Origin of the sequence: Streptomyces sp. NPDC000404 (assembly GCF_040300365.1) — a bacterium.
Lineage (GTDB): Bacteria > Actinomycetota > Actinomycetes > Streptomycetales > Streptomycetaceae > Streptomyces > Streptomyces ramulosus.
This window is the reverse complement of sequence record NZ_JBEPDN010000009.1, coordinates 359,379-381,744: the sequence shown is the minus strand read 5'-3', so window position 1 is coordinate 381,744 and position 22,366 is coordinate 359,379. Positions and strand designations below refer to the sequence as shown.

Annotated in this window: 20 protein-coding genes and 1 pseudogene; 14 read left to right on the top strand and 7 right to left on the bottom strand. The window is 73.6% G+C overall.

Features of this window, described 5'->3' with window-relative positions; all coding sequences use genetic code 11:
• Positions 1–235 precede the first annotated feature (235 nt).
• Complete coding sequence (gene ychF / locus ABT345_RS20085; protein WP_345092249.1) at positions 236–1,324, bottom strand: redox-regulated ATPase YchF; 1,089 nt, start codon at positions 1,322–1,324, stop codon at positions 236–238.
• Between the two features lie 429 nt (positions 1,325–1,753).
• Between ychF and ABT345_RS20080 the strand changes: the two are divergent.
• Positions 1,754–2,044 (top strand): annotated as a pseudogene (locus ABT345_RS20080) (DUF6542 domain-containing protein); the annotation flags it as partial.
• Positions 2,045–2,105: 61 nt separating this feature from the next.
• Here the strand turns inward: ABT345_RS20080 and ppgK are convergent.
• Positions 2,106–2,993: a polyphosphate--glucose phosphotransferase gene (gene ppgK, locus ABT345_RS20075; RefSeq protein WP_345092252.1), complete on the bottom strand. Its 888-nt coding sequence runs from the start codon at positions 2,991–2,993 to the stop codon at positions 2,106–2,108.
• 136 nt (positions 2,994–3,129) lie between these two features.
• Positions 3,130–4,206: a 4-hydroxy-3-methylbut-2-enyl diphosphate reductase gene (locus ABT345_RS20070; RefSeq protein WP_345092255.1), complete on the bottom strand. Its 1,077-nt coding sequence runs from the start codon at positions 4,204–4,206 to the stop codon at positions 3,130–3,132.
• A gap of 128 nt (positions 4,207–4,334) precedes the next feature.
• On the opposite strand from ABT345_RS20070, the gene ABT345_RS20065 reads away from it, so the two are divergent.
• The 4 genes from ABT345_RS20065 (at position 4,335) to ABT345_RS20050 (ending at position 8,494) form a co-directional block, all read left to right on the top strand.
• Complete coding sequence (locus tag ABT345_RS20065) at positions 4,335–5,807, top strand: APC family permease (RefSeq protein ID WP_345092258.1); 1,473 nt, start codon at positions 4,335–4,337, stop codon at positions 5,805–5,807.
• Positions 5,808–6,116: 309 nt separating this feature from the next.
• Positions 6,117–7,364 carry an exodeoxyribonuclease VII large subunit gene (gene xseA, locus ABT345_RS20060; RefSeq protein ID WP_345092260.1) on the top strand — a complete coding sequence of 416 codons (1,248 nt, stop codon included), beginning with the start codon at positions 6,117–6,119 and terminating at the stop codon, positions 7,362–7,364.
• Positions 7,365–7,374: 10 nt separating this feature from the next.
• Complete coding sequence (locus tag ABT345_RS20055; protein ID WP_345092263.1) at positions 7,375–7,683, top strand: exodeoxyribonuclease VII small subunit; 309 nt, start codon at positions 7,375–7,377, stop codon at positions 7,681–7,683.
• A 217-nt stretch (positions 7,684–7,900) separates the two neighbouring features.
• Positions 7,901–8,494 carry a malonic semialdehyde reductase gene (locus ABT345_RS20050; RefSeq protein WP_345092265.1) on the top strand — a complete coding sequence of 198 codons (594 nt, stop codon included), beginning with the start codon at positions 7,901–7,903 and terminating at the stop codon, positions 8,492–8,494.
• A gap of 112 nt (positions 8,495–8,606) precedes the next feature.
• Here the strand turns inward: ABT345_RS20050 and ABT345_RS20045 are convergent, their stop codons facing one another.
• Positions 8,607–9,143, bottom strand: coding sequence for a DUF4245 domain-containing protein (locus tag ABT345_RS20045; protein WP_345092377.1), 537 nt, complete (start codon positions 9,141–9,143; stop codon positions 8,607–8,609).
• Between the two features lie 196 nt (positions 9,144–9,339).
• Between ABT345_RS20045 and glpX the strand changes: the two genes are divergently transcribed.
• Positions 9,340–10,371: a class II fructose-bisphosphatase gene (gene glpX / locus ABT345_RS20040; RefSeq protein WP_345092268.1), complete on the top strand. Its 1,032-nt coding sequence runs from the start codon at positions 9,340–9,342 to the stop codon at positions 10,369–10,371.
• Positions 10,372–10,453: 82 nt separating this feature from the next.
• Here the strand turns inward: glpX and ABT345_RS20035 are convergent, their stop codons facing one another.
• Together ABT345_RS20035 and ABT345_RS20030 are read right to left on the bottom strand one after the other, a co-directional pair.
• Entirely contained in the window at positions 10,454–10,813 is a 360-nt protein-coding gene (locus tag ABT345_RS20035) for a WhiB family transcriptional regulator (RefSeq protein ID WP_030288011.1), read from the bottom strand.
• 352 nt (positions 10,814–11,165) lie between these two features.
• Entirely contained in the window at positions 11,166–11,954 is a 789-nt protein-coding gene (locus ABT345_RS20030) for a DUF1707 SHOCT-like domain-containing protein (protein ID WP_386460777.1), read from the bottom strand.
• Positions 11,955–12,251: 297 nt separating this feature from the next.
• On the opposite strand from ABT345_RS20030, the gene ABT345_RS20025 reads away from it, so the two are divergent.
• From ABT345_RS20025 to ABT345_RS20015, 3 genes are all read left to right on the top strand, one after another.
• Positions 12,252–13,949 carry a fumarate hydratase gene (locus ABT345_RS20025; protein WP_345092271.1) on the top strand — a complete coding sequence of 566 codons (1,698 nt, stop codon included), beginning with the start codon at positions 12,252–12,254 and terminating at the stop codon, positions 13,947–13,949.
• A 492-nt stretch (positions 13,950–14,441) separates the two neighbouring features.
• Positions 14,442–14,759, top strand: coding sequence for a hypothetical protein (locus tag ABT345_RS20020; RefSeq protein ID WP_345092274.1), 318 nt, complete (start codon positions 14,442–14,444; stop codon positions 14,757–14,759).
• Positions 14,760–14,814: 55 nt separating this feature from the next.
• Entirely contained in the window at positions 14,815–15,573 is a 759-nt protein-coding gene (locus tag ABT345_RS20015; RefSeq protein ID WP_345092277.1) for a hypothetical protein, read from the top strand.
• A 118-nt stretch (positions 15,574–15,691) separates the two neighbouring features.
• Here the strand turns inward: ABT345_RS20015 and ABT345_RS33270 are convergent, their stop codons facing one another.
• Entirely contained in the window at positions 15,692–15,769 is a 78-nt protein-coding gene (locus ABT345_RS33270; protein ID WP_370454205.1) for a 50S ribosomal protein bL37, read from the bottom strand.
• 221 nt (positions 15,770–15,990) lie between these two features.
• Between ABT345_RS33270 and ABT345_RS20010 the strand changes: the two genes are divergently transcribed.
• From ABT345_RS20010 to fomD, 5 genes are all read left to right on the top strand, one after another.
• The gene (locus ABT345_RS20010) at positions 15,991–17,685 is read left to right on the top strand and encodes an APC family permease (protein WP_345092279.1); all 1,695 of its coding nucleotides are present in this window, start codon (positions 15,991–15,993) and stop codon (positions 17,683–17,685) included.
• Entirely contained in the window at positions 17,682–18,704 is a 1,023-nt protein-coding gene (locus ABT345_RS20005; RefSeq protein WP_345092282.1) for an acetamidase/formamidase family protein, read from the top strand. The genes ABT345_RS20010 and ABT345_RS20005 overlap by 4 nt, the downstream gene beginning before the upstream one ends.
• Positions 18,705–18,908: 204 nt before the next feature.
• A complete protein-coding gene (gene hemC, locus ABT345_RS20000; protein WP_345092285.1) occupies positions 18,909–19,844 on the top strand; it encodes a hydroxymethylbilane synthase in 936 nt (311 codons plus the stop codon).
• Positions 19,845–19,988: 144 nt separating this feature from the next.
• Entirely contained in the window at positions 19,989–21,410 is a 1,422-nt protein-coding gene (locus ABT345_RS19995; RefSeq protein WP_345092287.1) for a class II fumarate hydratase, read from the top strand.
• Positions 21,411–21,531: 121 nt separating this feature from the next.
• Positions 21,532–22,260, top strand: coding sequence for a cytidylyl-2-hydroxypropylphosphonate hydrolase (gene fomD, locus ABT345_RS19990; RefSeq protein WP_345092290.1), 729 nt, complete (start codon positions 21,532–21,534; stop codon positions 22,258–22,260).
• The last annotated feature ends 106 nt before the right edge of the window (positions 22,261–22,366 follow it).

Genomic DNA, 22,366 nt, shown 5'->3' with positions numbered 1-22,366 from the left:
GCCCGATCGGGTAACAGAGGTTCAATCCGCGCCCACTGGGCGTCAGTCAACGACACCCAGACCCAACGATCAGATGATCCGAAGGAAACGCCCTAATGCTCAGCCACAGGTCGACGAAGCGGCGTAGCCGCTCCCCCGCGTGCCGGACTCATCCAGCACCCTGCGGACTCTGTGCGGACCGCAAAAGCCGCCCAACCCGCTCCGCCGCAGGTCAGACGGCCTTCCGCCGGACGTCTTAGACGTTGAACCGGAACTCCACCACATCCCCGTCCTGCATCACATAGTCCTTGCCCTCCATGCGGGCCTTGCCCTTGGCGCGGGCCTCGGCTACGGAGCCGGTCTCGACCAGGTCGTCGAAGGAGATGACCTCGGCCTTGATGAAGCCCTTCTGGAAGTCGGTGTGGATGACGCCGGCGGCCTCGGGGGCGGTGGCGCCCTGCTTGATGGTCCAGGCGCGGGATTCCTTGGGGCCGGCCGTGAGGTAGGTCTGGAGGCCGAGGGTGGCGAAGCCGGCGCGGGCGAGGGTGGCGAGGCCGGGCTCCTCGGCGCCGACGGACTGGAGGAGCTCCATGGCGTCCTCCTCGTCCAGCTCGGCGAGGTCGGCCTCCAGCTTGGCGTTGAGGAAGATCGCCTCGGCGGGGGCGACCAGGGCGCGCTGTTCGGCCTGGAACGCCTCGTCGGTCAGCTCGTCCTCGTCGACGTTGAAGACGTAGAGGAACGGCTTGGTGGTGAGGAGGTGGAGGTCGTGGAGGAGCTCTTCGTTGCCGGAGCCCTGGACGATGCCCTGGGAGAAGAGGGTGTCGCCGCGCTCCAGGATCTCCTTGGCCTCCTCGACGGCCTTGACCTTCGGGGCGACGTCCTTCTTGATGCGCGACTCCTTCTGGAGGCGTGGCAGGACCTTCTCGATGGTCTGGAGGTCGGCGAGGATCAGCTCGGTGTTGATCGTCTCGATGTCGTCGCGGGGCGAGATCTTGCCGTCGACGTGGACGACGTTCTCGTCGGCGAAGGCGCGGATGACCTGGCAGATCGCGTCGGACTCGCGGATGTTCGCGAGGAACTTGTTGCCCAGGCCCTCGCCCTCGCTGGCGCCGCGGACGATGCCCGCGATGTCGACGAAGTCGACGGTCGCCGGGAGGATGCGCTCCGAGCCGAAGATCTCGGCGAGCTTGGTCAGCCGGGTGTCGGGGACGCCGACGACGCCGACGTTCGGCTCGATGGTGGCGAACGGGTAGTTGGCCGCCAGCACATCGTTCTTGGTCAGGGCGTTGAACAGGGTCGACTTGCCGACGTTGGGCAGTCCGACGATTCCGATCGTGAGCGACACGGTGGCGACATCCCGGGGAGCGAGGCGGTGAGGGCGGACACGGCTCCCGCAGGGGGTGTCCCCAGGGGCCGATCCACCAGTTTACGGGGCGTACGCGGTGGGCCGCCCGGCCCGGTGCGGGCCCCTCGAACGCAGCACCGATGCCGGCCCCTGGCGTGTCCCGAAGCCCGTTAATACCACTTAGCGGCCTACCGTTGCCGGGTGGAGCAACGAGATGCGCGCGCACCCCAGCCCCGCCCGTCCGTGAGCGGCGGGCCCTCCGCGGTCCAGGATCCCCGGCTGCCGCACCCGGCGGCGGCGCGGTCCGGCGGCCGGGCACGGTCCGGCGCGGGCCCGGCGGACGACGGGCGGCGGGCCGCCGGCACCGCGACCGTCTACCGGGCCGGCCGGCGGCCGCTGCCCGCCCGGGTCGCGGCGGTGGCGCGGCGGATGCCCGCGCCGAAACTGACCGGCCTGGGCTGCGGCCTGCTGAGCACCCTCGCGCTGCTCGCCTTCGCCGCCCTCGACGAGCTGCTCCTCGACGGCGCGCCGGTCCCGTACGGCGTGTTCTTCGTCCTGGTCTCGTTCTGCGCGGGGCTGTGGGTGCGGCCGTACGACCTGATCGCGGCGCCGGTGGCGCTGCCCATCGCGTTCACGCTCGGGGCGGTGCCGATCGAGCACGGCACCGCCGGGTTCGGCGGGCTGCTGATGGGCGTCTTCAGCGTGCTGGCGCTGAACGCGGGCTGGCTCTACGCGGGGACGCTGGTCTGTGTCTTCCTCGCGCTGGTGCGCAAGGTGGTGCTCATCGTGCGGCGTCGGGCCAGCCGACCGGCGACGCGACCGGAGCGTCCGGGTGGCCGGCGTCCGGCGGAGCGTCCCGGTGCGGCGGAGGGGCGGGGGCCGGGGCGGGCTCGCGGGAACCGTCCGCGGCAGGTGGCGCCGCAGCCCGAGCGGCATGAGCGGCCATCGCGGCACCCACGATCCCCGCGTCGTTCCGAAGCCGAGCCGGCACGATCTCGGCCCTGATGCCGTCGAGCAGCGGCAGGAACTTGTCGGCCTTGCGGCTGACCCCGCCGCCGAGCACGAACAGCTCGGGCGAGAAGAGCATCTCGACATGGGCGAGGTATTTGCGCAGCCGCCGCGCCCAGTGGGACCAGCTCAGTCCCTCGGTGTCCTTGGCGCTGGTGGCGGCGCGGGTCTCGGCGTCGTGGCCGTTCAGCTCCAGATGGCCCAGCTCGGTGTTGGGCACCAGGCGGCCGCCGGTGAAGACGGCGGAGCCGATGCCGGTGCCGAGGGTGAGGACGATGACGGTGCCGCGGCGGCCGCGTCCGGCGCCGTAGCGCATCTCGGCGAGCCCGGCGGCGTCCGCGTCGTTGAGGAGGGTCACCGGGCAGTCGCCGCCGAGCCGCCCGGTGAGCAGCTGGGCGGCGTCGGTGCCGATCCAGCCCTTGTCGACGTTGGCGGCGGTACGGGTTACGCCGTCGGTGATCACGCCGGGGAAGGTGGCGCCGACCGGGCCCGTCCAGCCGAAGTGCGCGACGACCTCGCGGACGCTGTCGGCGACCGCGCCCGGGGTGGCGGGCTGCGGGGTGAGGACCTTGTGGCGCGGTTCGGCCAGCTCGCCGCGCTCCAGGTCGACCGGGGCGCCCTTGATGCCGGATCCGCCGATGTCCACGCCGAAGACCTTCATGGGAAAAGGCTAGGCGCGGTGGGCGCGGGGCGCCCCAGGAACAGGGAACCGGGGCCCGCCCGAAGCGCTCCGGAAATGCGGAACCGGCCGCCGGTGAAGGTGTCACCGGCGGCCGGTTCCCGGGGGCTTGCGGTCCTCAGCCCTCCGTGGCCGCCTTGGCCTCCGCGCGCAGGTCGCGGCGGAGCTCCTTGGGCAGCGAGAAGGCGATGGACTCCTCCGCCGCGGTGATCGTCTCGACGTCGTCGTAGCCGCGCTCGGCGAGCCAGTCGAGGACGCCGTGGACGAGGACGTCGGGGACGGAGGCGCCGGAGGTGACGCCGACGGTGGTGACGCCGTCGAGCCAGCTCTCGTCGATCTCGTCGGCGTAGTCGACCAGATGGGCGTCCTTGGCGCCGGCGCCGAGGGCGACCTCGACGAGGCGGACGGAGTTCGAGGAGTTCTTGGAGCCGACGACGATGACGAGATCGGCGTCGGCGCCCATCTGCTTGACCGCGGTCTGGCGGTTCTGGGTGGCGTAGCAGATGTCGTCGCTGGGCGGCGAGAGGAGGTTGGGGTAGCGGCCCTTGAGGGCGCCGACCGTCTCCATGGTCTCGTCGACGGAGAGGGTGGTCTGGGAGAGCCAGACGACCTTGTCCGGGTCGCGGACCTCGACGTTCTTCACGTCCTCGGGGCCGTCGACCAGCGTGATGTGGTCGGGCGCCTCGCCGCTGGTGCCGATGACCTCTTCGTGGCCCTCGTGACCGATGAGGAGGATGTCGTAGTCCTCCTTGGCGTACCGGACGGCTTCCTTGTGGACCTTGGTGACCAGCGGGCAGGTCGCGTCGATGGTGGCGAGCTTGCCGCGGCGCGCCTCCTCGTGGACGGTCGGGGCGACGCCGTGCGCGGAGAAGATGACGATGTTGCCCTCGGGGACCTCCGCCGTCTCGTCGACGAAGATGGCGCCCTTCTTCTCCAGGGTCTTGACGACGTACTTGTTGTGCACGATCTCGTGGCGTACGTAGACGGGAGCGCCGTACTGCTCCAGGGCTTTCTCGACGGCGATCACCGCGCGGTCCACCCCCGCGCAGTAGCCGCGGGGGGCGGCGAGCAGAACCCGCCGGCGCTCGCGCGGGGCGTCCGCGCTCGGGGTGCTTGCGGGCTGCGGGGTGTCACCGTGACGCGGGGCGTCTTCGCTCGCGGCGGTGGCGGGTGACGGGCCGGGCGTAGCAGTCATGCGTCCCATCGTACGGGCGTACCGCACTCCTCAGAGATCGCGCCGGTGGCCCAGACTGAGGGCCGCGGGGGTACGTACCGGGCGTCGCGCACCGGGCCGGACTTCGCGGACACGAGCGAGGAGGCGCTATGCCGGGGACGAACGAGACGGCGAGCGGGACGGCCGGCGGTCCGGCGGGCGGCCGGGGCGCGGCGGTGACCAGCCCCGAGCAGGGCAGCAGCAGCGCTCCGGGGCTGCGGCGGACGCTCTCCTTCCGGGATCTGATCGTCTACGGGCTGCTCTTCATCGCCCCGATGGCGCCGGTCGGCATCTTCGGCACGCTCCAGGCCAAGTCGGGCGGGGCGGTCACCCTCGTCTACCTCGTCGCGACGGTGGCGATGGCGTTCACGGCGTACTCGTACGCCCAGATGGTGCGGGTGGCGCCGCAGGCGGGGTCGGTCTACACGTATGCGCGGGTGGGGCTCGGCGAGGGCGCCGGGTTCGTCGCCGGGTGGATGGCGATGCTCGACTACCTGCTGATCCCGGCGGTGGCGTACCTCTTCTCCGGGATCGCGATGCATGCGCTCGTCCCGGGGGTGCACCAGTGGGTGTGGACGGCGCTGGCGGTGGTGGTGACGACGCTGCTGAACCTGTGGGGGGTGCGGACGGCGGCGGTCGTCGGGTTCGCGGTGCTGGCGATGGAGATCGCGGTGCTGGCGGTGTTCGTGGTCGCCGCGGTCGCGGAGCTGGTGGCGCACGGCGCGCAGCGCGGCTGGGCGGCGCCGCTGACCGGTGAGGGCGCCTTCTCGATGACGGCGGTGCTGGCGGCGGTGTCGGTGGCGGTGCTGTCGTATCTCGGCTTCGACGCCATCGCGGCGTTCGCGGAGGAGGCGCGGGGGGCGCACGGACCGGCGGCGGGCGCCGGGCAGCGGGGCGCGGACCGGGTGGCGCGGGCGGTGCTGACCTGCCTGGTGGTGGCCGGTGTGCTGTTCGCGGTGCAGACATATCTGGCGGCGCTGCTGGCCCCGATGTCGGCGGCGGAGCTGGCGGCGAAACCGGGTGAGCAGGGCGCGGCGTTCTACACGGCGGTTGATGCGTCGGTGGGCGGCTGGCTGCACGATCTGGTGGCGGCGAGCAAGGCGCTGGGCGCGGCGTTCGCGGCGCTGGCCGGGCAGGCGGCGGCCGGGCGGCTGCTCTTCGCGATGGCGCGGGACCGGCGGCTGCCGGGGGCGATGGCCAAGGTGGACGTGGGCAGCGGGGTGCCGCGCCGGGCGCTGCTGGGCGCGGCGGTGGTGACGCTGGTGGCGGCGGTGTGGGCGGCGCGGCGGGACGACGGGCTGGATCATCTGTCGTCGATCGTGAACGTGGGCGCGCTGACCGCGTTCGCGCTGCTGCACGCGTCGGTCATCGGCTGGTTCCGGGTCCGGCGGCGCGCCGAGGTGCCGAGCGTGCTGCGGCACGTGGTGGTGCCGGTGGTGGGCCTGGCCGTGGTGGTCGCGGTGATCGTCGAGGCGTCCCGGACGGCCCAGCTGGTGGGCGCGGTGTGGCTGGCGGTGGGGCTGGGGGTGCTGGTGTTCCAGTACGCGAGGAGCCGGCGGGAGGGTAAGGCCGCGGGGCGGTAGGCGGGGCCGCCGGGGCGGGGGCTTCGCGGTCGCGGCCGGGGGCTCGTCGGCGGGGTCTGAGCTGGGGCTTCGCCGCCGGGCCGCGAGGTCCGGGGGTTCGCCGGCGGGGCGGAAGCCCGGCGCCTGCGCTGGGCTTCCGCCCCGGGGCGCGGGCTTCCTCGCCGGGGCAGCCGGGGACGGAACCCGACACCCGAGCCGGGAACCCGGCCTCCCGAACCGAGGCAGCGTCCCCGTGACGCGGGCTTCGCCGCCAGGGCGGTCGGGGCCGGTCCCCGCCCGTTGTCACCGGTCGCCGATACTCTCGCTCGTATGGCTCTCTCCACGTCTCCCGAAGCGCCGATCCCGGTCGGTCAGGTGTCGCGGCTGATCGGCGGGTGGATCGACCGGCTCGGCGCCGTCTGGGTCGAGGGGCAGATCACCCAGCTGTCGCGGCGGCCGGGCGCGGGCGTGGTGTTCTTGACGCTGCGCGACCCGTCGCACGACATCTCGCTGAGCGTGACGTGCTACCGCCGCGTCTTCGACCAGGTGGCGGACGTGATCGGCGAGGGCGCCCGGGTGGTGGTGCACGCCAAGCCGGAGTGGTACGCCCCGCGCGGCCAGCTGTCGCTGCGGGCCGCGGAGATCAAGCCGGTCGGGGTGGGCGAGCTGCTGGCGCGGCTGGAGCAGCTGAAGAAGTCCCTGGCGGCCGAGGGCCTGTTCGCGCTGGACCGCAAGAAGCCGCTGCCGTTCCTGCCGCAGCTGATCGGCCTGGTCTGCGGCCGGGCCAGCGCCGCCGAGCGGGATGTGCTGGAGAACGCCCGGCACCGCTGGCCGGCCGTCCGCTTCGAGGTGCGGAACGTCCCGGTCCAGGGGGCGCGCGCGGTGCCGGAGGTCATCGAGGCGGTGCGGGAGCTGGACGCGCTGCCCGAGGTGGACGTCATCATCGTGGCGCGCGGCGGCGGCAGCGTGGAGGATCTGCTGCCGTTCTCCGACGAGCGGCTGGTGCGGACGGTCGGCGAGGCCCGCACCCCGGTCGTCTCCGCGATCGGCCACGAACCGGACACCCCGCTGCTCGACCTCGTCGCCGACCTGCGGGCGTCCACCCCGACCGACGCGGCGAAGAGGGTCGTACCGGACGTCGGCGAGGAGCTGACGCGGGTGCGGCAGCTGCGGGAGCGGGCGCTGCGCGCGGTCGGCGGTTTCCTGGAGCGGGAGGAGCGGGGGCTCGCGGCGGCGCTGAGCCGTCCCTCGATACGCCATCCGCAGCGGATGGTGACGGAGCGCGCCGAGCAGGTCGACGCGCTGCTCGGCCGCGGCCGCCGCACCCTCGGCCATCTGCTGGACCGCGCCGACTCCGAGCTGTCGCACACCCGCGCCCGCGTCGTGGCGCTCTCCCCGAAGGCGACGCTGGAGCGCGGTTACGCCGTCCTGCAGCGGGGCGACGGCACGGCGGTGCGCTCCCCGTCCGAGGTGGCCGACGGCGAGGAGCTGCGGGCGCGGGTGTCCGAGGGCGCCTTCGCGGTCCGCGTCACCGGGGCCACAGGCGACGGCAACGGCGCTGTCACACCCAGCGCATAGTCTGGACGGCATGGCGAAGTCGAAGGCGGAGACGGACGAGATGGCGGACGCGGAGCGCGGCGCGGCCGGTGAGCAGAGCCCTGCGCCCGTGGCGCCCGTGGACTCCACCCTCGGTTACGAGCAGGCGCGGGACGAGCTGATCGAGGTCGTCCGCAGCCTGGAGGCCGGCGGCACGACGCTGGAGGAGTCGCTGGCCCTGTGGGAGCGCGGCGAGGAGCTGGCGAAGGTCTGTCGCCGCTGGCTGGACGGCGCCCGCGCCCGCCTGGACGCGGCCCTCGCCGAGTCGGACGCGGCCGGCGGGGACGACGACCGCGGCTGACTTCCCCGGGCGGCGGGCCGCTCCCGCGCCCGGCGGCCCGGAGCCGCGGCGGCGCGACCGCCCGCTCCGTCGTGCCCCGCCCACCGCACCGTGAGTCCTCTCACCAGCCTCGGGGTTTTAGTTGAAAATTAATACACTTCGGCTACAGTGGAGCGCACAGACACCACCGGATCGGCAGCCCCGACCCTTCCCCTATCTGACTCACCGAGGTGCTTCCATGTCTCTCGCCCTTGACGCCGCCGCTCAGGACCTCCTCTTCCGCGAGGCTCAGACCGCCAACACGTTCACGGACGAGCCGGTGACGGACGAGCAGGTCCAGGCCATCTACGACCTGGTGAAGTTTGCCCCGACCGCCTTCAACCAGTCGCCGCTGCGCCTCACGCTGGTCCGCTCCGAGGACGCCCGTAAGCGCCTGGTCGCCCACGCCATGGGCGCCAACGGCCCGAAGACGCTGTCCGCGCCGCTGACCGCGATCCTCTCCGTGGACCTCGACTTCCACGAGAAGCTGCCGCAGCTCTTCCCGCACGCCCCCGGCGTCAAGGACGCCTTCTTCTCCGAGGCCGCCGTCCGCGAGGCCGCCGGCACCCAGAACGCCACGCTGCAGGCCGGTTACTTCATCCTCGGCATCCGCGCCGCCGGCCTGGCCGCCGGCCCGATGACCGGCTTCGACTTCGCCGGCGTCGACAAGGAGTTCTTCGGCGACGGCAAGCAGAAGTCCTTCCTCGTCATCAACCTCGGCAAGCCGGGCCCGGACGCCTTCTTCCCGCGTTCGCCCCGCCTGGAGTACGCCGAGGCCGTCTCCACGATCTGAGCCCGGACGGCCGCCGCACCCGGCGGCTCCCGGCACACGAAAGGCCGCCGCTCCCCTCGGGGACGCGGCGGCCTTCGTCGTCTCTCCGGGCGTGGGCCCGGTCAGCTCTTCATCAGCCCTTCTTCGCCACCAGGGCCGCCGCCAGCTCGGCGAGACGGCCGTACGGCGCGGTGCCGGTGACCACCGTCGTCACACCGGGCTCCTCGCGCACCAGCGCGTTGTACTTCTCGCCCTTGTAGCGGTCCCACTTCTTGCTGCCCACGGCCTGCTCACCCTTGGCGCGCTCGGCGCCGAGCGTGACGTCCTTGATGAACTCCTTCGCGGGCGCATCGCTCTGCTCCACCGCGGCGTACTGCTGCTCCGGGTCGAGCATCCCCAGATGCCAGGCACCGCCCTTGCCGTCGTCGCTCGCGCGGTACGACACGGAGGTGGTGCGCCAGGTCTTCGGCAGCCCCTCCGGCGCGGCGACCGGGTACGGCGCCGCCCGCCGGGCCGTGGCGACCTCGACGCGGGTGTCGACGGTCTGCACCGCCTTCTGCTCCGCGGAACCGCTGTCGTCGTGCGGGATGAAGATGTAGATCCCCGCGACGAGCACGCCGATCACCGCCAGCGACAGGACCATGTCCCGTACCGTTTGTCTGCCTCGCATTCCAGCCACGCCCCTATCGTCCCCCATGGCCCGGACGATCAGGACACGGCCCCCGCGGCGCCGCCTCGGACGCGGCCTGTCACCGCCGGTCGCCGCTCCGCTCATGCGAAGGGCCGCCTGCTCACTTTCGCTGCGTACCGATAAAATCGTGAACACCCTCAGACCTGCGGCAGTCGCCGTACAGAAAGGTGCGCTCGTGTCCGAGCATCAGCTCCCGTCCCCCCTGGAAGTCAGCCCCGAGGCCCCCGACCGCAACCTCGCCCTGGAGTTGGTCCGGGTCACCGAGGCCGGCGCCATGGCGTCGGGCCGGTGGGTCGGGCGCGGTGACAAGAACGGCGCCGACGGTGCGGCGGTCAAGGCGATGCGCGCCCTGATCCACACCGTGTCGATGGACGGCGTGGTGGTGATCGGCGAGGGCGAGAAGGACAACGCCCCGATGCTCTACAACGGCGAGCGCGTCGGCGACGGCACCGGCCCCGAGTGCGATGTGGCCGTCGATCCGGTGGACGGCACCACGCTGACCGCCAAGGGCATGGCCAACGCCGTCTCCGTGATGGCCGTGGCCGAGCGCGGCTCCATGTTCGACCCGTCCGCGGTCTTCTACATGGACAAGCTCGCCACCGGCCCCGAGGCCGCCGACTTCGTCGACATCAACGCGCCCGTCGCGGTGAACATCAAGCGCATCGCCAAGGCCAAGCGCTCCGCCGTCGAGGACGTCACCGTCGTCATCCTGGACCGGCCGCGCCACGACGGCCTGGTCCGGGAGGTCCGGGAGGCCGGCGCCCGCATCAAGTTCATCGCCGACGGCGACGTGGCCGGCGCGATCATGGCCGCCCGCGAGGGCACCGGCGTCGACCTGCTCCTCGGCATCGGCGGCACTCCCGAGGGCATCATCGCGGCCTGTGCGCTCAAGTGCATGGGCGGGTCCTTCCAGGGCAAGCTGTGGCCGAAGGACGACGCGGAGCGGCAGCGCGCCCTCGACGCCGGGCACGACCTGGACAAGGTCCTGGCCATCGACGACCTCGTCAAGGGCGACAACGTCTTCTTCGTCGCCACCGGCATCACCGACGGCGAGCTGCTGCGCGGCGTCCGCTACCGCGCGGACACCGCCTACACGCAGTCGCTGGTGATGCGCTCGAAGTCCGGCACGATCCGCCAGATCGACTCGCAGCACCGGCTGTCGAAGCTGCGCGCGTACAGCACGGTGGACTTCGAGCGCCCCAGCTGATCAAGGGGCGGGCGGCGCATCGCGTGCGTCCCGGCGGGAGCCGTTCGGCTGCTCCGGGACGCGCGCGCCGTGCCGCCCGCGCTCAGCCGGCCGCCGGCATCCGGGTCTGACGCGGGATGTCGGCCTCACGGCGGCGGCGCCGGGTGAGGACCACCCGCCGCTCGGCCGCGGTCAGGCCGCCCCAGACGCCGTACGGCTCGGGCTGGAGCAGGGCGTGCTCGCGGCATTCGAGCATCACGGGACAGCGGGCACAGACCCGCTTCGCCGCCTCCTCGCGCGCCAGCCGGGCGGCGGTGGGCTCCTTGGAGGGGGCGAAGAAGAGCCCGGCCTCGTCCCGGCGGCAGGCGGCCTCGGCGTGCCAGGGGCCGGCCTCGTCGCGTGAGGGGACTCGCTGGGACGGGACGGCAGCGGCGGCCTGCAGGGGCTGTTGCGGTAGCAGCACGGTCTACTCCTGACGACGGCTTCGGCGAAGTGGGCGGCACCCTGGTCCGTCCCTCTGCGCACGGCGCTTCGCAGCCCGCCGCCGTACGAGAGACGATGCCCCCAGCCCTACCCGCTGTACCCGCGCTTATGCACACCGTGGTGATCGGGAAGGGGGCTCCGGACGCCGTCGCGCAGCGGTCCGGACACCGCCGTCCGCGAGTCGGCGCGGGCCGCCCCGCGGACGCTTGGGGCGAGCCCGGCGCCGGGCCGCCGGCCGGGCGCCGCCCGAAAGCCCTACGCCGGGCCGGGCGGCACCGACAATCCCTGCGCCGTGCCGGGCGCCGCCGGACCGCGCCGCGGGATCCTCGCCGTCAGTGGCCGTCCTTGCGGAAGCGGTCGTGGCGGTCGTGGCGCTCCTCGCGGAGCTGGTCGCGCACCTGCTTGCGGTCGTCGCGGAACTTGCCTATGAGGTCGCGGACCCAGGCGCCGCGCTTGGGCCTGGCCTCCACGCTGCCCAGCAGGGCGTAGCCGTTGACCTGGACGACCGGGGCGTCCGGCTCGACCGCGTCGTTGGTCGCCACCTCGAAGGAGCCCAGGACGCCGGAGCCGCTGCTGCGCAGGGTGAGGTTCTCCGGGACGCGGATCTCGACGCTGCCGAAGATCGCGGTGACGTTGATCTGGACGTGCTGCTGCGGGAAGAGCGCCTCGGTCAGATCGATCTCGACGTTGCCGAAGATCGCCACGGCGTTGATCCGCCCGGGCACCCGCCAGCGGCCCTTACGGGTCGAGGCGCTGAAGACCGCGACCAGGCTCTGGTCCGGCACCGGCGCGGCGTGCGCCTCGGCGGCGGAGCGTGGCGGCGCCGGGCGGCCGGGCGCGGGCAGATCGCGCACCATCGGCTCCAGCTCGCCCAGGGTCTTGGCGCGGTAGACCGCATCGATCCGCTCGGCGTGCTCCTCGGCGTCCAACCGCCCCTCGGCCAGCGCCTCCCGCAGGATCTCGGCGATCCGGTCGCGGTCCGCGTCCGACGCCCGCAGGTCCGCCTCGGCGACGGGCTTGGTCATGTCGACCGGCCGCCGCTCCCGGGGCGCGGGCTGCCGGCCGCTCTCGCGCGGTCCGGCGGGGGTCGCGGGGTCGGTCCCCCGGTTCTCAGCATCCACGGGCCCCAACATACCCAAACGCGATACATCGCGAACAGGGATTCGAGGCATCGGGTCGCCTCCGGAGCAAACTTCCGGGGCACGTCGGGGTCGGCGTCCGGGACGTCTCGGGGTGGGCCTCAGGGACGCGTCAGGGTCCACCTCCGGGATCGCCTCCGGGGCGCGCCGGCGCCTCCCGCACGCCCTCCCGGGTAACTGAGCCTTACCTCACAGCCGTCCCGCTCCGCCAGGGTTCTACGCTGGTCGGTGCTGCCGCAGACGCCAGCGGAACCCCCTGTCGAGTGAGGAATGGCCCCCATGTCCCCCGTCTCCCGCCCCTCCGGCCCCGCATTCGCCTACACCGACCTGCTTCCCGTAGGCGCGGACACCACCCAGTACCGCCTGGTCACGTCGGAGGGCGTGAGCACCTTCGAGGCGGACGGCCGTACGTTCCTCAAGGTCGAGCCGGAGGCGCTGCGCAAGCTGGCGGCCGAGGCGATGCACGACATCGCCCACTACCTGCGCCCGACGCACCTCGCCCAGCTCCGCAAGATCCTCGACGACCCGGAGGCCAGCGCCAACGACCGGTTCGTCGCGCTGGACCTGCTGAAGAACGCCAACATCGCGGCGGCGGGCGTGCTCCCGATGTGCCAGGACACCGGCACCGCCATCGTCATGGGCAAGCGCGGCCAGCAGGTGCTGACCGAGGGCGGCGACGAGGAGGCCCTCTCGCGCGGCATCTTCGACGCGTACACCCAGCTCAACCTGCGGTACTCGCAGATGGCCCCGCTGACCATGTGGGACGAGAAGAACACCGGCTCCAACCTCCCGGCGCAGATCGAGCTGTACGCGACCGACGGCGACGCGTACAAGTTCCTCTTCATGGCGAAGGGCGGCGGCAGCGCCAACAAGTCGTTCCTCTTCCAGGAGACGAAGGCGGTCCTCAACGAGGCCTCCATGATGAAGTTCCTGGAGCAGAAGATCCGTTCGCTGGGCACGGCCGCCTGCCCGCCGTACCACCTGGCGATCGTCGTCGGCGGCACCTCCGCCGAGTACGCGCTGAAGACCGCCAAGTACGCCTCCGCGCACTACCTCGACGAGCTGCCCGCCGAGGGCTCGCCGACCGGCCACGGCTTCCGCGACAAGGAGCTGGAGGACAAGGTCTTCGAGCTGACGCAGAAGATCGGCATCGGCGCGCAGTTCGGCGGCAAGTACTTCTGCCACGACGTGCGCGTGGTGCGCCTGCCGCGGCACGGCGCGTCCTGCCCGGTCGCCATCGCGGTGTCCTGCTCCGCGGACCGGCAGGCCGTCGCGAAGATCACCGCCGAGGGCGTCTTCCTGGAGCAGCTGGAGACCGACCCGGCGCGCTTCCTGCCGGAGACCACCGAGGAGGAGCTGACCGAGGGCGCGGGCCCGGACCTCGACGCGGTGAAGATCGACCTGAACCGCCCGATGGACGAGATGCTCGCCGAGCTGACCAAGCACCCGGTCAAGACGCGGCTGTCGCTCACCGGCACGCTGGTCGTCGCCCGCGACATCGCCCACGCGAAGATCAAGGAGCGGCTGGACGCCGGCGAGGAGATGCCGGAGTACCTGAAGAACCACCCGGTCTACTACGCCGGTCCGGCCAAGACTCCCGAGGGCTTCGCCTCCGGTTCGTTCGGCCCGACGACCGCGGGCCGGATGGACGCGTACGTCGAGCAGTTCCAGGCGGCCGGCGGTTCGAAGATCATGCTGGCCAAGGGCAACCGCTCCCAGCAGGTCACCGACGCCTGCGCGGCGCACGGCGGCTTCTACCTCGGCTCCATCGGCGGCCCGGCGGCCCGCCTCGCCCAGGACTGCATCAAGAAGGTCGAGGTCCTGGAGTACGAGGAGCTGGGCATGGAGGCGGTCTGGCGGATCGAGGTCGAGGACTTCCCCGCCTTCATCGTCGTCGACGACAAGGGCAACGACTTCTTCCAGGACCCGGCGCCCGCGCCGACGTTCACCAGCATCCCGGTGCGTCAGGGCGCCTAGTCGCCGGGGGCGCGCGCGGATGCCGCGCACGCCCCCGGTGATGCCTCACCCGGTCCGGCCGTCACCCCGCACGGGGTGACGGCCGGACGCGTTCCGCCCGAATTCCTCCCGCCCCCGCGGCATTTCCCCCGGCGTCCGGTTAGGGGGAATTCCCGACTTCCGCGCGGGAGTTGGACGCGACGACGCAGGCGCGGGCCGGACAATATCGCCGTGTTGGCCTCCGGTGGCCTTATCGGCCGGGAATACCGGTCGCCGCGCGGTTCGCCGTACGGGAGTCATCGATGTACCGGTTCGATTCCAGAGATTTCACGGTCGGCGGCGGGCCGCCGCGCCTGCCGAGAATCCGGGCCGGGCGCCGGATACGCCGCCTCGGCGCGGCCTTTCCGCCCTCTCCCCTACCGCGCCCCCGCCGTCGCGGGCATCGGTACCGTCCTCGCCGCACACGGCTGCGGTACGCGGGCCGGCGCCCTGCAACTGCCGTGCGGACGGGCGGTGTTCGCCGTACGACGGCCGGAGGCGCTGCCCACCGGCGGTCCGGAGCCGGACGCGGCCACCCCGGCGGATCCGTCCGGTACGCCCGGCGGCACCGCTCCCGGCGCGGCCCAACTCCGGGTGTTCATCCCCGTACCGCCGGACGCCGTCCCCGGGGCGCAGACGCCGGCCACGGTGGTGTTCAGCGCCCCGAGCGCCGATCCCTGGGCGGACCACTGCGCGCTGCTGCTGCCCTTCCTGCGCAGCCTGCGGTTCGTGCCGAGGACGGCGCGGGACGGGGCGCCGGCCGAACCGGTGGCGGGCGGGGCCCGCGGATGAGAAGAGCGGCGAAAGGACGCCCGCGGCGGGATCCGGCCGGGCGGGAGGGGGCGGTGTGAGCGGGGTACTTGTCGTGGTCGTCGTCCTGCTCGCGTGCGGCGGAGCGGTCGCGGTCGCGGTCTCCGGCTGGAGCGATCTGGTGGGCACCGCCTCCCGACGCCGCCGACGGCGCGAGGAGATCCTCCGCTCCTTCGACGGGCGGCCGGAGGTCAGGGTGCGGACCACCGGGGCGGGCATGACCGCCGAGGAGACGGCGCTGCTCGGCCACCGGCACGGGTACGCCGTCGTCCAGTGGGAGACCGGGCGGGGCACACCGCCGCGCCTGGTCATGCGCCGCGCCACGGGCCCCGCACCGGCGCCCGGCTTCGGCCCGCCGCCCCCGGAGCGCCCCTTGTCGAAGGCGCCGGACCCCGGGGCGCGGAAACGGCAGATCGGCACCCTCGTGGCGCTGGGGATCGGCACCGGCTCCGCGGCCGTCAGCGAGGTCCGCGCGGGCGCTTCCGCCGTCGTCCCGGCCATCTGCGCGCTCGCGTTCCTCGGCGGCGCGGTGGCGCTGGCGCTCGTCACCCGGTCGGCCGGACGACGGGCCGCGGCGCCGCTCCCGGGCGTTCCCGGCGGGCCGCTCCCAGGCCCGCCCGCGCCCCCTCCTTCGGGTGGTCCCGTGGAGACTCAGCTGCCGCCGTACGGTCGGACGGACGCGCAGTTGCCGCCGCACGGGCCGCCCGTTCCGCAGGTGCCGCCGCACGGCCCGCAGGTGGCCCCGTACGGTCCCATCCCTGACGGCTCGTCACCCGGTGGGCGGCCGGGTCGGTGAACCGGCGCGCGGGGCGACCGGTGCGCGCCGTCGGCCGGGTGCACTCCCCCGCACGCGCCGATGCCCCGCTCCCAACAACGGGGCGGGGCATCGGTGTTGCCGGGCTGGAGCCGACGGTTCAGGACTGGGGCCTTTTGCCGTGGTTGGCTCCGTTCTTGCGGCGTGCCTTCTTCTTGCGGCGTCGCTTCGAGGACATGCGCTTCTCCCTTCACCGAGGTGCTTTCGACGAGATTCCACCCTTGCACACCGGGGCCCCGCGAAGCGATTTCGGCCGTCGGCGCCGGTCCCGGGGCACCTCCGGGTCCGGCGGCGTGCCCCGGGGAGCGTCGACACGCTGACCGTATGGCGCCTTCCGCCGGCCGAGCGGGCCTCCCTACGCTGCGGGGGTCCGTAACGTCTTGAGGCGCGGGAGCAGCCGTGGCACAGCAGGGGCACACGGAACGGCAGGGGACGGGCGGGGGCGGCCCCGGGCTGCGGCGGAACGCCGTGGGGCTGCGGGAGGTGCTGTTCCAGAGCGTGACGTCGATGGCCCCGGCCGCCGCCATCGCGGTGTCGATCCCGGCGGGGGCGGCGTACGCGGGCGGCGCGCTGCCGCTGTCGGTGCTGATCGCGCTGGTCGCCTGCCTGTTCACCGCCTCGTCCGTCGCGGAGCTGGCCCGGCAGCTGCCGTCGGCCGGTTCGGTGGCGACGTACAGCGCCCAGGGGCTGCACCCCGTCGTCGGCTTCCTGGTGGCCTGGACGTATCTGCTGGTCGAGGCGCTCGTACCGGCGTTGCTGCTGCTCCAGTTGGGGTTCACGGTCGCGGACACGCTGCACCAGGAGTGGCCCGGGTACCCGGCGGATCTGTGGTGGCCGTGGGCGGTCGCGGGGTCGGTGCTCATCGTGGTGACGGGGTTCTACGGGATACGGGCGTCGGCGCGGCTCGGCACCGTGCTCGGCGTGTTCGAGGTGCTGGTCTTCGTGGTGCTCGCGGCGTTGCTGATCGCGGCCGCCGGGCGGCACAACACGCTGACGGTGTTCGGGACGGCGCACGCCCCGCCGGACCACCCGGGGCTGTCCGGTGTCATCGCGGGGTCGGTCTACACGGTGCTGGCGTTCGCCGGGTTCGAGGCGGCGGCGCCGCTGGCCGAGGAGGCCCGCGATCCGCGCCGTACGCTGCGCCGCGCGGTCCTGGGGGCGGCGCTCTCCGTGGGGCTGCTGTTCGTCCTGACGACGTATGCGATCACGGTGTACGTGGGGCCGGACGCGTTCGCCGCCTTCGGGCCGTCCGGGGCGGCGTCCTGGGACGGGGTGGCCCGCGCCTCCTACGGGGTGTTCTGGGTGCTGATCTTCCTGGCGGTGGTCAACTCGACGGTCGCCAACGCCAACGCGGCCACCAACGCCTCCACCCGGACCGCCTTCGCGCTGGGCCGGGACGGGCTCTTCCCCCGGGCCTTCGCGCGGCTGCACCCGGTGCACCGCTCTCCCGTGGTGGGGCTGGCGGCGCAGTTCGTGATCGCGCTGGGCGTGGCGCTGCTCCTGGGGGCGGCGTACGGTCCGCGGACCGCGTTCCTGCTGCTGGCGACGGTGGTGGTGGTCGCGATCATCGCGGTCTACCTGCTGACCAACGCCGCCTGCGCCGGCTATTTCCTGCGCCGCCGCGCCGCGTTCCGCCCGGTGCGCCATCTGCTCCTGCCGGTACTGGGCATCGCCGCGTTCACCCCGGCGCTGCTCACCGCCGCCGGGATCCCGGCGTTCGCGTTCGTCGCGAAGCTGACGCCGCCGGTCTCGTACGCCGGGGCGGTGGTGGCCGGTTGGACGGCCGTCGGGATCGTCGTGGTCGCGGTGGTGCGGCGCCGGCGGCCGGACGCGCTGGCGGCGGCCGGACTCGCCGGGATCGAGGCGGAGAACGGGGCGGAGGCGGGCGACGGGGCGGACGCGGGCCCGGCTCCGGCGCCCGGCCCGGCACCGGCGGACGGCGTGCGGGCGGGCGCGCCCGGACCGGTGGCGCGCCCCGGCGCGGCCGACGCCGCCGCACGCCCCGGCGCATCCCCCTCATCCGCACGCCCCGGCGCGCCCGGTGCCGCCCCTTCCCAGCCATCCGATCCGCACCACGACGAGGAGTCCCGATGACCGACCCCGCCGACGCCCCCCGGGTGCTCACCGTCCGGCCCACCGCGCAGGAGTACGCCTGGACGTTCGGCGGGGCGCCGCCGATCGCGCGGATCGCGCCCGGCACCGTCCTGGACGTGTTCACCGAGGACTGCTTCGGCGGGCGGGTGCGCACCGCCGACGACCTGGTCTCGCGGGTCTGCGCGTTCCCGTACGTCAACCCGCAGACCGGGCCGTTCCACGTCGAGGGCGCCGAGCCCGGGGACACCCTGGCGGTGCACTTCGTCTCCGTCGAGCCGCGCCGGGACTGGGCGGCGTCCACGACCGTGCCGCTCTTCGGGGCGCTGACCGCCACCCACGCCACCGCCGCGCTGCACCCTCCGCTCCCGGAGGCGGTGTGGATCTGGCAGCTCGACCGGGAGCGGCGGCTGTGCCGTTTCACCGCCCGGGACAGCGACCACACGCTGACGCTCCCGATGGCGCCGATGCACGGCACGGTCGGGGTGGCCCCGGCCAACCTGGAGGTGCGCTCCGCGCTCGTCCCGGATGCGCACGGCGGCAACATGGACACCCCGGAGATGCGCGCCGGGGTCACCTGCTACCTCGGGGTGAACGTCGAGGGCGCGCTGTTCAGCCTGGGGGACGGGCATGCGCGGCAGGGCGAGGGCGAGACCTGCGGCGTCGCCGTCGAGACGGCGATGCACTCGGTGGTGATCGTGGAGCTGCTCAAGGGTGTCGCGACGCCCTGGCCGCGCATCGAGTCCGACACCCATCTGATCTCGACGGGTTCGGCGCGCCCCCTGGAGGACGCGTTCCGCATCTCGCAGCTGGACCTGGTGCAGTGGCTGGCGCGGGACTTCGGGCTGAGCGAGCTGGACGCGTATCAGTTCGTGACGCAGGCGGTCGAGTCGCCGCTGGCCAATGTCTGCGACAGCAACTACACCTGCATCGCCAAGCTCCGCAAGGAGTGGCTGCCCCCGGCCGAGGTGCACGGCGGGCTGCACGCCGAACTCCGCAGGCGGGCCGCGGCGCTGCGCTGACCGCCGCGCGGCACGGGCGCGGGGTACCGGCGCGCGGGGGCGCCCCCGCGCGCCGGGACGACACCCCGGGCGACACCCCGGGCGACGCGACCGGACCCGTACGGGACACGCCCCGGACCCGTACGGAGCACCGGTCCCGACCCCGTACGGGATCCGCGGCCCGCCGCCGTTCGGCCTCCGAGGCCGACGGCCTATCGTGGAGCCATGTCCGCCCCTGAGTTGATCCGAATCGTCTCCCGTGACTCGCCGATGGCGCTCGCCCAGGTGGAGCGGGTACGCGCCGAGCTGACCGCGCTCCATCCGGGGGTGCGCACCGAGGTCGTCCCCGTGAAGACCACCGGCGACAAGTGGCTGGGCGATCTGTCGCTGGTCGAAGGCAAGGGCGCGTTCACCAAGGAGGTCGACGCGGCGCTGCTGGCCGGTGAGGCCGATCTGGCGGTGCACTGCGTCAAGGACGTGCCCGCCGACCGTCCGCTGCCCGCCGGGACGGCGTTCGCCGCGTTCCTCAAGCGGGACGACGTGCGCGACGCCCTCGTCCACCCCGGTGGGCTCACCCTGGACGAGCTGCCCGCCGGGACCCGTATCGGCACCTCCTCGGTGCGCCGCCGGGCGCAGCTGGCCGCCTCGCACCCGCATCTGGAGTGCGTGCCGATGCGCGGCAACGCCAACCGCCGGATGGAGAAGCTGGCCGCGGGCGACGCCGATGCGCTGCTGCTCGCGGTCGCCGGTCTGGAGCGCATCGGCCGCCCGGACGTGATCACCGAGGTGCTGTCCACGGACGTGATGTGCCCGCCGATCGGCGCCGGGATCCTGGCGCTCCAGTGCCGCGAGGGCGACACCGAGCTGATCGACGCCATCAGCCCGCTCGGCGACCCGGCGGCGCACCGGGAGGCGACGGCGGAGCGGATGTTCCTCCACGTCCTCCAGGGGCACTGCAACTCCCCGATCGCCGGGTACGCCCGCGCCGAGCGCGGCGGCGATCTGTCGCTGCGCGCCTGCGTGTTCACGCCCGACGGCAAGACGGTCCTCAACGCCCACGAGTGGGCCGGGCGGCTGGATCCGGCGACGCTGGGCACGTCGGTGGCGGTGGCGCTGCTGCGGCAGGGCGCCCGCGAGCTGATCGACGGCATCGCGCACTGAGCCGGGCGGCCGCCGCGGCCGTTTTTTCCGGCGCTCCCCGGGGGGCGCCGGAAACGTAGGCCGCACGGGGCATTACCCGTGGTAACTCAGCGTCTCGGGAACACCGCGGGGCCGCCGGACGCTGTGCCGGTCGGAGGTGGCGAAGTGAACGACAGGACGGCACGGCAGGACGGCACGACGGGCGCGGAGTACCGCATCGAGCACGACTCCATGGGTGAGGTGCGGGTGCCCGCGCACGCGAAGTGGCGGGCGCAGACCCAGCGGGCGGTGGAGAACTTCCCGGTCTCCGGCCAGCGGCTGGAGCGCGCCCACATCGAGGCGCTGGCGCGGATCAAGGCCGCCGCGGCCGAGGTCAACGCCGAGTTGGGGGTGCTCGACGCCGAGGTGGCGCGGGCCGTGACGGAGGCGGCGGAGGAGGTCGCGGCGGGCCGGTGGGACGACCACTTCCCCGTCGACGTCTTCCAGACCGGCTCCGGCACCTCGTCCAACATGAACGCCAACGAGGTCATCGCGACGCTGGCGAGCGAGCGGCTGGGCCGGGACGTCCACCCCAACGACGAGGTCAACGCCAGCCAGTCGTCCAACGACGTCTTCCCGTCGTCGATCCACATCGCGGCGACGGCGGCGGTCACCCGCGATCTGATCCCGGCGCTCGACCACCTCGCGGCCGCCCTGGAGCGCAAGGCGGCGGAGTTCGCCGAGGTGGTGAAGTCCGGGCGGACGCACCTGATGGACGCGACGCCGGTGACGCTCGGGCAGGAGTTCGGCGGATACGCCGCGCAGGTACGGTACGGCGTCGAACGGCTGCGCGCCTCGCTGCCCCGGCTCGCCGAACTCCCGCTCGGCGGCACGGCGGTGGGCACCGGCATCAACACCCCGCCCGGCTTCTCCGCCGCGGTGATCGAGCGGGTCGCCCGCGCCACGGGGCTGCCGCTCACCGAGGCGCGCAACCACTTCGAGGCGCAGGGCGCGCGCGACGGCGTGGTGGAGATCAGCGGCCAGCTGCGGACCGTCGCGGTCGGCCTGACGAAGATCGCCAACGATCTGCGCTGGATGGCCTCCGGGCCGCGCACCGGCCTCGCCGAGATCGCCCTGCCCGATCTCCAGCCCGGCTCCTCGATCATGCCGGGCAAGGTCAACCCGGTGATCCCGGAGGCGGTGCTGATGGTCGCCGCGCAGGTCACCGGCGCCGACGCGACGGTCGCCGCGGCCGGCGCGGCCGGAAACTTCGAGCTGAACGTCATGCTCCCGGTCATCGCCAAGAACGTCCTGGAGTCCGTCCGGCTGCTGGCCAACGTCGCCCGGCTGCTCGCCGACCGCACCATCGACGGCATCACCGCCCACGCCGAACGCGCCCGCGAGTACGCCGAGTCCTCGCCGTCGGTGGTCACCCCGCTCAACAAGTACCTCGGGTACGAGGAGGCGGCGAAGGTCGCCAAGAAGGCGCTCGCGGAACGCAAGACGATCCGTCAGGTCGTCGACGAGGGCGGCTACGTGGAGCACGGGCTGCTGACGGCCGCACAGCTCGACGAGGCGCTCGACGTGTTGCGGATGACGCACCCGTGACGCCGCGGGCCTCCCACGTCAGGGCGTACGCCGGTGCCCTCGCGGCCCGCCCCCGCGCCGTCCCCCGCGAGACCTCCCGGGCGGACGGCGCAGGGGCCGCGGCAGGCCCTAAGATCTGGCCATGACAGCGGAGAGGGCGGGGACCACGGCGGGCGCGCCGGCCGGGCACGGGGCTCCCGGGCCGCGACGGGCGGCGGTTCCGGCCGCGCGGTGGGCGCCCGGCACACACATCCTGTGGCGCTACCGCGACAACGCCGACGGCGCGCGCTTCCACATCTGCCGCCCGGTGACCGTGGTCCGGGACACCGAGGACCTGCTGGCCGTGTGGATGGCGCCGGGCACCGCCTGTGTGAAGCCGGTGATGGCCGACGGCACCGCGGTGCACCGCGAGCCGCTGGCGACGCGGTACACCAAGCCGCGGCGGATCTCCTACGACCGCTGGTTCGGCACCGGCGTGCTGAAGCTGGCGCGGCCCGGCGAGCCGTGGTCGGTGTGGCTGTTCTGGGAGCGCGAGTGGCGGTTCAAGAACTGGTACGTGAATCTGGAGGAGCCGCGCGTCCGCTGGGCGGGCGGCATCGATTCACAGGACCACTTCCTCGATCTGTGCGTCTACCCGGACCGCAGCTGGGAGTGGCGGGACGAGGACGAGTTCGGCCAGGCGCAGCGGGACGGGCTGATGCCACCGGCGCAGGCGGCCCGGGTGCGGGCCGCGGGCCGGGCGGCGGTGGAGCGGATCGCCGCGTGGGGCGCACCGTTCCGGGACGGCTGGGAGGAGTGGCGGCCCGATCCGGCGTGGGAGCTGCCGTCCCTGCCGGCGGACTGGGACCGTGTCCCGGAGCGTTTGCGGTAGTGAGCGGGCGAAGTCAGGAAAGGCGGGGTCGGGCGAGTGAACGGGGCGAAGGGTGGAAAGACGCGCCTGGGGGACGTCCGCAGAGTCCCGTCGTCCGCCCGGAGGG